We start from the raw sequence: 12,414 nt of genomic DNA, 5'->3' as shown, positions 1-12,414 counted from the left end.
ATTTCTCTTGAAAAAGAAGGGCGTAACACGTATACTTCTAGCGTATTTCACGTTCATGATGGGTTACTAGTATCTGAATGTCGAAATTGATAATTTAATAACTGTGTGATGAACTGAAAGGAGTATATATTGACTTTTTATCAGAAGCTGGAGCGGAGATTCGGGAAGTATGCAGTGCCGAATCTTATGAAGTATATCTGCGTGATCTATGTGGTGGGTTACCTCATCCAGATGTTTAATCCACTTCTTTATTTTTATTATCTGGATCTGGATGCGGAGGCGATTCTGCATGGTCATATCTGGCGGATCATCACCTTTATTTTCTATCCGCCATCGACGAGCTTCCTGTGGATGATCGTCGCGCTGTTCGTCTACTACAGTCTGGGGATGACGCTGGAGCGCGTCTGGGGGACATTTAAGTATAATTTCTTCTATTTTACAGGCGTGATTCTGCTGGTACTGGCGGCGATCCTGATTTATCTGGTGACCGGTTATTCAGTACAGCTGTATCCGACCTACATGACCTTCAGTATCTTCCTGGCGTATGCCCTGACGTTTCCGGAGACGACCTTCCTTCTGTACTTCATCATCCCGATCAAGGCGAAGTGGCTGGCGATCGCAGAGGTGGTCCTCTATCTATTCTATTTTGTGGCCCTTCCGGGCCTCGGCAACAAGGTGGCGATCCTTGTGAGCCTGCTGAATGTCGCGCTGTTCTTCCTTCTGACGAATCAGCGACCGAAGAACAGAAACATCTATAACATGCGGGATTTCCGCTGACGCACGGCAGCGACAGATATGCGCGAAGTCGTCGACCTGCAGGGCAGCAGGAGGGGCGGTGGGCATCCGAACGTCAGGCGAGAGGCCATCAGCCTTTCGACCGGAGACATTGGCCCACGAAACTGCGAGCATCCACCGGTTTTCCCGGCGCTTGACATAAATGCCGGACACAGTACCGGCCGGTTCTAAAAAGAGGAGAATTTTATGAGAAAGACGAAGATTGTATGTACACTTGGACCGAATGAGAACGATTACGAGCTGATGAAGAAGCTCGCAGAGAAGATGGACGTGGCACGTTTCAACTTCTCCCATGGCAGCCACCAGGAGCACCTCGGCCGTCTCGCGCTGCTGAAGCAGGCACGCAAGGATACCGGTCGTGAGATCGCCGCGCTGCTTGACACGAAGGGACCGGAGATTCGTACCGGTGAGCTCGAGGACCACAAGAAGGTGATGCTCGAGGCGGGCAACGAAATCGTCCTGACCATCGACGAGTGCATCGGAAATGCATCGCGTGTATACATTAACTATAACGGGCTCAATGAAGACGTCCAGGAGGGCAGCACCATCCTGATCGATGATGGCCTGATCGGCCTCAAGGTGCAGCGCGTCGAGGGCGCGGACATCCACTGCCTCATCACAAACGGCGGCGAGCTCGGTGAGAAGAAGGGTGTCAATGTTCCGAACGTCAGCATTCGCCTTCCGGGCCTGACCGAGAAGGATATCGAGGACATCAAGTTCGGTATCGAAGAGGGCTTCGATTTCGTAGCCGCTTCCTTCGTGCGTAATGCGGAGGCCATCGAGCAGATTCGTGCACTGATCGACGAGGCAGGCTCCAGCATGAAGATCATCGCGAAGATCGAGTCTCAGGAGGGCCTGGATAACCTCGACGCCATCATCGCAGCCGCCGATGGTATCATGGTGGCCCGTGGCGACCTCGGTGTGGAGATCGACGCGAAGCGTCTCCCGCAGCTCCAGAAGGAGATGATCCACAAGTGTAACTTCGCAGGCAAGCTCGTCATCACCGCAACCCAGATGCTCGATTCCATGATCCGTAATCCGCGTCCGACGAGAGCGGAAGTGACCGACGTTGCAAATGCGGTTTATAACGGAACCGACGCTGTCATGCTGTCTGGTGAGACCGCAGCCGGCAAGTATCCGGTCGAGGCCCTCGATATGATGGCGTCCGTCGTCGAGTATACCGAGCAGTTCCTCGACTACACACAGTATAAGATGCGCAACGTCGATGAGAGCACCTATGCAAATATTTCCAATGCTGTCTGCGCAGCTTCTGTCACCACTGCGAGTGAGCTTGACGCCAAGGCACTGATCGTACCGACGCTCTCCGGCTCGACCGCAAAGCTGATTTCGAAGTACCGCCCGAAGACTCACATCTATGCGATGTCCCCGAGCCAGGCGACCGTTCGCCAGATGATGCTCCTCTGGGGCGTCACCCCGATCTGGGCGAGAAGAGCTGATACCACCGACGAACTCTTCGAGTCCTCCATGGAGGAGCTCCGCGAGCGCAGCATCGTCGAGAAGGGCGACCTCTGCGTCATCACCGCCGGCGTACTGTCCCGCATGACCCGCAACCAGCCGGTGACCGCGACGAATATCATGAGAGTAATGCAGGCCTGATCGCAAAGAGATGCCCCAAAAGATTTATACTTGCCATAACCGGCAAGTATTTTCTTTTATAAATCGTCTGTATTAAGATTTGACATTAGATTTTACGAACGTGGAGGAAACCATGAAAACACCATATATCACACTGGACCAGGTGAAGGAAATTGCGAAGACCTACCCGACACCTTTTTATCTGTACGACGAGAAGGGCATTCGTGAGAATGCGCGGAAGGTATATAAGGCCTTCAGCTGGAATAAGGGCTTCAAGGAGTATTTTGCGGTGAAGGCGACCCCGAACCCGTCCATCCTTCGTATTCTGAAGGAAGAGGGCTGCGGCACGGACTGCAGCTCCCTCACCGAGCTTCAGATGTCCGACGCCTGCGTCTTCCACGGCCACGACATCATGTTTTCCTCGAACGACACACCGCTCGAGGAGTATAAGGTAGCGAACGAGCTCGGTGCCATCATCAACCTCGATGACTTCACGAACATCCAGGAGCTGAAGGATACTCTGGGCAGCTTCCCGGAAACCATGAGCCTTCGCTATAACCCAGGCGGATACTTCCGCATCGCAAACACCATCATGGATAACCCGCAGGATGCGAAGTATGGCATGACCACCGCACAGCTCATCGAGGGCTACCGTATCCTGAAGGAGGGTGGCGTCAAGCACTTCGGCATGCACGCCTTCCTCGCATCGAACACCGTAACGAATGATTACTACCCGACCCTTGCGAAGGAGCTTTTCGAGCTCGCCGTCAAGATCAAGGCAGAGACCGGTGTTGCGCTCGATTTCATCAACCTCTCCGGCGGTGTCGGCGTGCCATACAAGCCGGACCAGAAGTCGAACGACATCGAGGCGATCGGCGAGGGCGTTCATCGCGTATTTGATGAAGTGCTCGTGCCGCACGGCCTCGGCGACATCCGCATTTTCACCGAGATGGGCCGCTTCATGCTGGCACCATACGGCGCACTGATCACGAAGGTCATTCACTTCAAGCATACCTATAAGGAGTATGCCGGTGTCGATGCCTGTGCGGTCAACCTCATGCGCCCGGCGATGTACGGCGCTTACCACCACATCACCGTCCTCGGGAAGGAGAACGCGCCATGTGACCACACCTATGACGTGACCGGCTCGCTCTGCGAGAACAACGACAAGTTCGCCATTGACCGTGAACTTCCGGAGCTCGAGAAGGGCGACTACCTCTTCATCCACGACGCCGGCGCACACGGCTTCGCGATGGGCTACAACTACAACGGCAAGCTCTGGTCCGCCGAGCTCCTGCTCCGCGAAGACGGCTCTGTCAAGCTCATCCGCCGCGCCGAGACCCCGAAGGACTACTTCGCAACGCTTGATATTGATGACTGCATGAAGAAGTATCTCTGATCAATGCATACATCATGATGTAAAAACCGCACCTCGAGCCAGAGGTGCGGTTTCGTGATTTCGGCGTATTGCCGAGGCCGCGCACCGTGCGAGGTTCTTGCGTATTTGCGCGACTGTTGTTATAATTAAAGGCCGTATTAACATTGATATGAGGTACAGCTATGGCATTAAAGAAGAAACCGGTCACCGGTATGAAGGACATCCTCCCGAGAGAGATGGAGCTTCGCCAGTATGTTCTGAGCGAAATCCGCAGAACCTATAAGGAGTTCGGCTTTACAGAGATCGAGACCCCGGTCGTCGAGCACATCGAGAACCTGCTCAGCAAGCAGGGCGGTGATAACGAGAAGCTGATTTTTAAGGTACAGAAGCGCGGCGATAAGCTGGAAAGCGCATTCCAGTCCGGCGATCTGGATGCACTCGCAGATTCCGGCCTCCGCTATGATCTGACCCTTCCACTGAGCCGCTTCTACAGCCAGAACCAGGCACAGCTCCCGAGCCCGTTTAAGGCGCTCCAGATCGGACCGGTGTTCCGTGCGGATCGTCCGCAGAAGGGCCGCTTCCGTGAGTTCGTGCAGTGCGACATCGACATCTTCGGTGATGGCAGCAACGTCGCGGAGATCGAGCTGATCCTCGCCATCTCCACCCTGCTTAACCGCATCGGCTTCGGTGAGAAGTATAACTTCTCCATCGTGATCAACGACCGTGAAATCCTCCGCGGCATGCAGGCCTACGCCGGCTTCTCTGCAGACGATTTCGAGAAGGTCTGCATCAGCCTCGATAAGGCCGACAAGATCGGAAATGACGGCGTAAAGGCAGAGCTCCTTTCGCTCGGCTATGAGGAGAGCGTCATCGATAAGTATCAGGCGCTGCTTGCGACCATCGGTACCGACGCACAGGACATCCGCACCCTCGGTGAGAAGCTGAAGGATGTGCTCCCGGAGAGCGTGACGGATAACCTCGCCACCATCGTGGAGACGGTGGCAGCTGTCAAGAGCGTCAATGTAAAGGTTCTCTTCGATCCGACCCTCGTGCGTGGTATGGGCTACTATACCGGTCCGATCTTCGAGATCCGTGCCGAGGGCTTCAGCGGCTCCGTCGGCGGTGGCGGACGCTATGACCGTATGGTCGGCAAGTTCACCGGTCAGGATACCCCGGCCGTCGGCTTCTCGATCGGCTTCGAGCGTATCATCACCATCATGCTCGACGCAGACGAGAAGGTTCCGGGTGAGGGCACGAAGGTGGCCTTCCTCCTCGATAAGAACCTCGATCGTGCGAAGACCGCCGAGGCGATCAGCGAAGCGATGACACGTCGTCTTCAGGGAGAGACCGTTCTGGTATCCCGCATGAATAAAAACAAGAAGTTCCAGAAGGAGCAGCTTACATCGGAGGGATATACCGAGTTTAAGGAATTCTATCAGGATTCATTACAGTAATTTTTTCATTATATATAAGAGGTAAAAGCTATGGCAGAGTCTATGAAAGGTCTGCACAGAACGTGCAGATGTACAGAGCTTGACGAGTCCTATATCGACAGAGAAGTCACCATGATGGGCTGGGTTCAGCGCTCCAGAAACAAGGGCGGTCTGATCTTTACAGACCTTCGTGATCGTTCCGGTCTCCTGCAGATCGTGTTCGAGGAGTCCGAGTGCGGCACCGAGGTGTTTGAGAAGGCAGCGAAGCTGCGTTCCGAGTTTGTAATCGCGGTGACTGGTATCGTCCGTTCCCGTGGTAAGGATGCAAACAAGGATATGAAGACAGGAAGCATCGAGATTTCTGCCAGAGCACTTCGTATTCTCGCAGAGTCCGAGACGCCACCATTCCCGATCGAGGATGGGATCCCGACGAACGAGAACACACGTCTCAAGTATCGTTACCTCGACCTTCGCCGTCCGGAGCTCGCGAAGCGCATCATGACGAGAGCGAAGATCGCCTATCTGATTCGCAGCTTCATGAGTGAGAACGGCTTCCTCGAGATCGAGACCCCGACCCTCATCAAGTCCACCCCGGAGGGCGCGAGAGACTTCCTCGTACCGTCCCGTATGCACCACGGCTCCTTCTACGCGCTGCCGCAGTCTCCGCAGCTCCTGAAGCAGCTCCTCATGGTATCCGGCTTCGACCGGTACTTCCAGCTGGCACGCTGCTACCGTGATGAGGATCTCCGTGCTGATCGTCAGCCGGAGTTCACCCAGGTGGATATGGAGCTCAGCTTCGTGGATGTCGATGATGTCATCGAGGTCAACGAGCGTCTGCTGAAGTACATCTTCAAGGAGGTGTGCGATGTAGACATTGAACTCCCGATCATGCGGATGCCATGGATCGACGCGATGAACCAGTACGGCTCCGATAAGCCGGATATGCGTTTCGAGATGCTGCTTCACGATGTCACTGAGGTGGTGAAGGACTGTGGCTTCGGCGTGTTCTCCGCATGCGCGAAGGACGGCGGTATGATCAAGGGTCTCAATGTCAAGGGGCAGGCGAAGATGCCGCGTAAGCACATCGATAAGTACACCGAGCTCGTCAAGGGCTATGGTGCGAAGGGCCTCGCGTACCTCGCGATCAACGAGGATGGCAGCTATAAGTCCAGCTTCGCGAAGTTTATGACGGAAGAGGAGCTGAAGGCACTCTGCCAGGAGATGGGCGGCGAGCCGGGCGACCTCCTCATGTTCGTATCCGACACGAAGAACACGACCGTATGGAGCGCACTCGGTGCACTTCGTCTCCAGCTCGGCGCAGACCTCGATCTCATCGATCGTAAGGCGTGGAAGTTCCTTTGGGTCACCGAGTTCCCGATGTTCGAGTGGTCCGACGAGCTCGGCCGTTACCAGGCGATGCATCATCCGTTCACGATGCCGATGGAGGAGGACCTCCCGATGATCGATACCGATCAGGGCGCGGTTCGTGCGAAGGCATATGATATCGTTCTGAACGGTACGGAGCTCGGCGGTGGTTCTGTTCGTATCCACCAGGCCGACGTGCAGGAGAAGATGCTTGAGAAGCTCGGCTTCACACCGGAGAAGGCGCAGAAGCAGTTCGGCTTCCTGATGCAGGCCTTCAAGTACGGAGTACCGCCACACGCTGGTCTCGCGTACGGCCTCGACCGTCTCGCGATGTGGATGGTCGGCTCCGACACGATCCGTGATGTCATCGCCTTCCCGAAGATCAAGGACGGCTCCGATCCGATGATGGATGCACCGGCTCCGGTATTTGACGAGTCACAGCTTACCGACCTCGGCATCGCCGTGGTTCCGGAGGAGGCAGAGGAGAAGACGGAAGAGTGATTCCGCCGTGCATCTGTGAGGCCAATGTCTACATGATGCACCTGCATCGAAAATGCCTGGCGGCGCTGCGAGGCACTGCGATTCCGAATTTTCTGTGAAAAATATAACCGGGACTTGCGCACTGTGCAGGTCTCGGTTTATTGTATATTAGAGGCGCTTCATCTGAAGCATGATCGAATCTTACGGCATGGGCGAAGCCCTGCGTGCATGTAGGCATTGGCCTGCGAAAACTGACATCGATCGGAATAGAAAAGAAGGCGGCAGCCGCCGCGATGAGGAAACGAATTTGAATAAGGAACAGTTCCTGCATGATTTAACGGTCCAGCTCAACCTGAGCGTTTCAGATCAGGTGATTCGTGAGCAGATCGCATATTACGACAGCTATATCTGTGGAGAGGTCCGGAAGGGGCGCTCCGAGGCAGAGGTCATCGAGGAGCTCGGTTCACCGAGACTGCTGGCGAAGACCATCATCGATACCGCCGAGGCGGCGGGCGATCCGATCGCGAGTCAGGATGATGAAATCCGTGGCACGGTCGATCTCGAGCCGGATTCCGACGCCTTCGACCATTTCCGTGCGAACTATAGTGGCACCGGTGCGCGCAGCTGTGAAACCGAGGCAGAGGATGCGGAGACCGTGCGCCAGGGCTATGAGGACGAGAACCACCAGGAGCGGGAGAGCTACGCCGAGAACGGAGAGCGGAACGACAACGGCTGGAGCGACCCGTTCTATCGCCATCACAGCGAGCGGAAGGCGCAGCAGGGCGGCACAGGCAGCCACGTGCATGTGTTTGACGCGAGCGGCTGGGGCTGCATCGCCGTCTTCATCATCTTCTTCCTGGTATTCCAGGTCCTCGTGGGCCTCATCGGTGGTGTGCTGGCCTTCCTTTCGCCGGTACTGCTCCCACTGCTGGTGGTCCTCGTCGTGCTCTGGCTGATCAAGGGCATCATCAATCACTAGTCCGGCGTGCTTACGCCGCCCGGATGGATCCGTCATGCCCAGACGCCAGAAGGATCGGGCGTCAGGCTGCGTACGGCTTATAGCACTGCCTGTCCTGCCTGGACGAGCGACATTTATCGAACATCATCCCTTCGCACATAGTATTACGAAAGGTTTATATCATGAAAACATTTGAACTGATTGCGCCTTGCCATTTCGGTCTCGAGGCCGTCACGAAAAAAGAAATCATCAATCTCGGCTACGACATCACGGAAGTCACCGACGGACGCGTGAGCTTTATCGGCGATGCGGACGCCATCGCGCGTGCCAATGTCTTCCTCCGTACGACGGAGCGTATCCTGCTGAAGGTCGGCACCTTCCGGGCAGAGACCTGGGAGGAGCTCTTCCAGGCGACGAAATCACTCCCATGGGAGAATTTCGTACCGAAGGATGGCAGCTTCTGGGTTACGAAGGCGAGCTCCATCAAGTCGAAGCTCTTTTCGACCCGTGACATCCAGTCGGTTATGAAGAAGGCAATGGTTGCCCGCATGGGCGCATACTATGGCGTCGACTGGTTCGAGGAGCATGGTGCGAAGTATCCGGTACGTGTCTTTGCGTATAAGGATATCTTCACGGTCTGCCTCGATACCTCCGGCGAGTCCCTCCATAAGCGTGGCTACCGTCTGAAGCAGGGCCTCGCGCCGATCACCGAGACGCTGGCTGCGGCCCTCATCATGCAGTCCGGCTGGCGTGAGGACCACGCCTTCGTCGATCCGATGTGCGGCTCCGGTACCTTCGTGATCGAGGCAGCCATGATCGCCGCCAACATTGCCCCAGGCATGGATCGTGCCTTCGTTTCCGAGGCGTGGACGAATCTGATCGATAAGAAGTGCTGGTATAACGCACTCGACGAGGCGGATGAGGCCATCGACCAGACGCTTCTGGATACCGGTGTGAACCGCTTCGGGAAGAAGGTGGATATCCAGGGCTATGACATCAATCCGGAGGTGATTCCGGTCGCGCGTGAGAACGCAGAGCGTGCCGGTGTAGAGAAGATCGTGCATCTGCAGGTGCGTGACATCGCGAACTTCTCGCACAGCGGTAAGTTCGGTTATATCCTCACGAACCCGCCATACGGTGAGCGAATCGAGGATAAGCGGAATCTGCCGCTTCTGTACACCGAGCTGAAGGAGGCATATCAGGGCCTCGACAGCTGGTCTATGCACCTCATCACGGCCTGGGAGGACGCGCAGAAGTACCTCGGAAAGGCCGACAAGAACCGGAAGATCTATAACGGTATGATGAAGACCTACTTCTACAGCTACGACAAGCGCTATATCCAGCGCTCCGCACCGCATGATTTCCGCGGGAAGCCGGTGCTCCCGAAAATTTAATAAAAATTTAATGGGGTCAGACCCCCTTACGAAATTCTTAAGATGAACGTGAGGGGGGCGGCCTCTTTTTTATGCGCGGATTCTGCTGGATGAAAACGCAATTGCAGCGTACTGTGCGTTGGAAATGAATCTGTGGTAAAATATCACTAGAAGCGTTTCGGAATAAAGGCCCGATCAGGGCGGGGATGCCGAGCGGACAGATGGCGTGATGAAGCGAAGGGGATGAGCAGCCCATCCCTGCGATGATATTTCTTTATAGGAAGAGGCGGGAATATGCAACATGAGAATGGTAATCGGAAAGCGATGTGCATCACGGGTACGGTGGCGAAGGCGGCCGACCGCTACGCGATGGATGTGATGGGACTGAAGTCTCTGACGCTGATGGAAACGGCGAGCAGTAAGATCGCGGAATACGTAATGAAGCATTTTCCGCTCGCACAGAAGCGTGTAGATGCTACGGTGACAAATGAGGTGAAGGACGCGCTGGCTGAACTCGTGAGCCTCGGAGATGGGGTGGCAGACGTAAACGGTGTGCGGGATCAACAGAAGCCAGCTGCGCGATACCAGGATCTGAAGATTTCCGTGCTCTGCGGCGTCGGCAATAATGGCGCGGACGGTGTCTGCGCGTCGCGTATGCTCCTCGAGGAGGGCTACCAGCCGCAGGTTTACATCGTCGGAAACCTGGAGAAAGCCAGCTGGGAGTTTCTCTACCAGCTCTGCCATTTTCAGCAGGCAGGCGGCACGGTGACCATGTATCATCCAGACGTTGATACTGCCAATGCTGGTGAGGTAGCTGTTATGGCAGTGCATCCAGGCGTTAATGCTGGCGAAGCAACGGTTATGGCAGTACATCCGGGCGTTGATACTGCTGGTGCTGGCGAAGCAGCTGCTATTGCGGTGCATCCAGACAGCGCCACTGCCGCAGACGATGCATCGCTGCTTCGGGCGAACAGACTTCCGGACGACGACATTCTGATCGACGGTATCTTCGGCATTGGCCTGCATCGAGAAATTGCGGGCGACTACCGCGCGTTTATAGAAGAGGCCAATCGCCGCAGGCATGGATTCGTGCTCGCCATCGACACACCCTCCGGCATCAATACCGACACGGGCGAACTCATGGGCTGTGGCATAAAAGCGGATGTGACCATCACCTTCGGACGAAACAAGACCGGCCTCGTGTGCGGCGCCGGACAGAACTTTGCCGGGCGGGTGCTGGTCGAAGACATTGGCATCCCCGACGAAGCGTATGAAGAGGCAGAAAGGCACGCGTAGGCCAATGTCTACATCAGCATGCCCCGGCGTGGGCCTGGCTTTAACGAATGAAACGGGCTGTGACCGCGACGGAACGAGGATCGCTGTGCAGCATGTGACACGAAACAGGGAGGCGGAATGAAAGAATATATCATGGCAGAGGGGCACCTCGATAAACTGATCTCGATTGCGATCATCGTCGTGGTGTTTGCAGCGCTGATTTCCATCACGAATCGTATCTTCCGGAGAATCAATCGGCGGAAGAACAGTATCTTCTATAAGTTTCTGAACAGCGTGGTGTACGTCGTCCTTCTCGCGACGGCGATCTACTCCGTGCTGTCACAGTTTGACATGGCGCGCGAGATCAGTACCGTTATCCTGCAAAGTGGTACCCTGATCATCGCTGTCTCGACCTTCGCGGCGCAGCAGGCTCTCGGAAACGTGATTTCCGGCTTCATGCTGTCTGCCTCCCGTCCGCTTGAAATCGGACAGAAGGTGAAGCTCCTGCAGGGAGGCACGCAGATCTGCGAAGGCATCGTAAAGGATATGACCTTCCGTCATGTCGTGATCCAGAGCTATGACGGACAGAGCAATATCATTCCGAACAGCCTCGTGGATCAGGCAGTGATCGTCAATGCTGACTACGTGGAGGGTACAGGTAATTTCCTCGAGTTCGAGGTCGCGTATGAATCTGACTTCGATCTCGTTCGTTCCCTGATCCGCCAGGCACTCGAAAGCCAGCCGGAGGTCAGCAGGAAAGACGTCACGATTGCGATGAGCCGCGTAAGCCAGAACGGCGTCGTATTTAAGTTCACTGTATGGACACACAGCGTCGACGAGAACTTCCGCGCCTGCAGCGAACTCCGCGAAAAAATAATAAAGGCGTTCAACGAACATCACGTTGTGATCCCATATCAGACCATTGATATTAATATGCATTGAGCGGATTCAGGGTGCCCGGAGGGCTGCCATCGGAAGCCATACGTAGAAGCTGTGAAGAATCAAAATCCTGCCCTTTAGAAGTACTTAGTGCTATCTCTCCATGGAACCCTCTGTCAACGCTGAGTTTTCATCAAGAAAACTCGGCGATTGCAGAGGGCTTAGTACTTCTTAAGGGCAGGGTTTTAGAGTCTTCCAGCTTCGGAGTACTGTGCTTCCGATGACAGCCCTCCGGGTACCCTGAATTGCTTTGGGAATTTTTTTGAAAAGTTGAAAATGGTGCTTGACATGCCCTGCTTCGTCTGTTAAAGTATGCAACTGTCGCCGCAAGCGAAACGGACACAAAGATCCATCGCAAGCGAATGACAAAAAGAAATTTTAAAAAGTGCTTGACACAAGCAAAACGGTTTGATAATATATACAAGCTGTCGCGAGACGAGAGCACAACGAACCTTGAAAATCAAAGATCGATTAATACACAGACCCTGAAGATTCTAAAGAATTTTCAGAGACCAGCAATGGTCAAGCGATCAAGAGATCGCGCGAATTTATTCGCAGTAAAACAACGGACAGAACAAAGCTAAGCGAGTTCTGAATCGGAAAGAACTTAGAGGCTTCGGCCTTAACATTTAATATGAGAGTTCGATCCTGGCTCAGGATGAACGCTGGCGGCGTGCCTAACACATGCAAGTCGAACGAGACTGATTAGATTGAGATTTCGGTTGATTTCTATGAAAGTCGAGTGGCGGACGGGTGAGTAACACGTGGGTAACCTGCCTTACAGAGGGGGATAACAGTTTGAAAAGACTGCTAATACCGCAT

At 54.8% G+C, this 12,414-nt stretch carries 9 protein-coding genes and 1 rRNA gene; all 10 read left to right on the top strand.

The window, feature by feature from the left end:
* Positions 1–129 precede the first annotated feature (129 nt).
* Positions 130–777, top strand: coding sequence for a hypothetical protein (locus ACTQ52_RS10960; protein WP_410043656.1), 648 nt, complete (start codon positions 130–132; stop codon positions 775–777).
* Positions 778–981: 204 nt separating this feature from the next.
* Positions 982–2,412 carry a pyruvate kinase gene (gene pyk / locus ACTQ52_RS10955; RefSeq protein WP_410043657.1) on the top strand — a complete coding sequence of 477 codons (1,431 nt, stop codon included), beginning with the start codon at positions 982–984 and terminating at the stop codon, positions 2,410–2,412.
* 112 nt (positions 2,413–2,524) lie between these two features.
* Positions 2,525–3,790 carry a diaminopimelate decarboxylase gene (locus ACTQ52_RS10950; protein ID WP_441982642.1) on the top strand — a complete coding sequence of 422 codons (1,266 nt, stop codon included), beginning with the start codon at positions 2,525–2,527 and terminating at the stop codon, positions 3,788–3,790.
* A 161-nt stretch (positions 3,791–3,951) separates the two neighbouring features.
* Positions 3,952–5,223, top strand: a complete 1,272-nt coding sequence (gene hisS / locus ACTQ52_RS10945; RefSeq protein ID WP_441982641.1) for a histidine--tRNA ligase — start codon at positions 3,952–3,954, stop codon at positions 5,221–5,223.
* Between the two features lie 30 nt (positions 5,224–5,253).
* The gene (gene aspS, locus ACTQ52_RS10940) at positions 5,254–7,068 is read left to right on the top strand and encodes an aspartate--tRNA ligase (RefSeq protein WP_410043660.1); all 1,815 of its coding nucleotides are present in this window, start codon (positions 5,254–5,256) and stop codon (positions 7,066–7,068) included.
* Between the two features lie 286 nt (positions 7,069–7,354).
* A complete protein-coding gene (locus ACTQ52_RS10935) occupies positions 7,355–8,026 on the top strand; it encodes a DUF1700 domain-containing protein (RefSeq protein ID WP_441226947.1) in 672 nt (223 codons plus the stop codon).
* Between the two features lie 161 nt (positions 8,027–8,187).
* The gene (locus ACTQ52_RS10930; RefSeq protein WP_441982640.1) at positions 8,188–9,399 is read left to right on the top strand and encodes a THUMP domain-containing class I SAM-dependent RNA methyltransferase; all 1,212 of its coding nucleotides are present in this window, start codon (positions 8,188–8,190) and stop codon (positions 9,397–9,399) included.
* Positions 9,400–9,672: 273 nt separating this feature from the next.
* A complete protein-coding gene (locus ACTQ52_RS10925; protein ID WP_441982639.1) occupies positions 9,673–10,674 on the top strand; it encodes an NAD(P)H-hydrate epimerase in 1,002 nt (333 codons plus the stop codon).
* Positions 10,675–10,791: 117 nt separating this feature from the next.
* A complete protein-coding gene (locus tag ACTQ52_RS10920; RefSeq protein ID WP_441982638.1) occupies positions 10,792–11,595 on the top strand; it encodes a mechanosensitive ion channel family protein in 804 nt (267 codons plus the stop codon).
* Between the two features lie 627 nt (positions 11,596–12,222).
* Positions 12,223–12,414: ribosomal RNA gene (locus tag ACTQ52_RS10915) — 16S ribosomal RNA — on the top strand; the annotation flags it as partial.

The sequence above is a fragment of the Oribacterium sp. Sow4_G1_1 genome (assembly GCF_052116105.1).
Taxonomy (GTDB): Bacteria; Bacillota; Clostridia; order Lachnospirales; family Lachnospiraceae; genus Oribacterium.
This window is presented reverse-complemented; position numbering and strand designations above follow the sequence as displayed.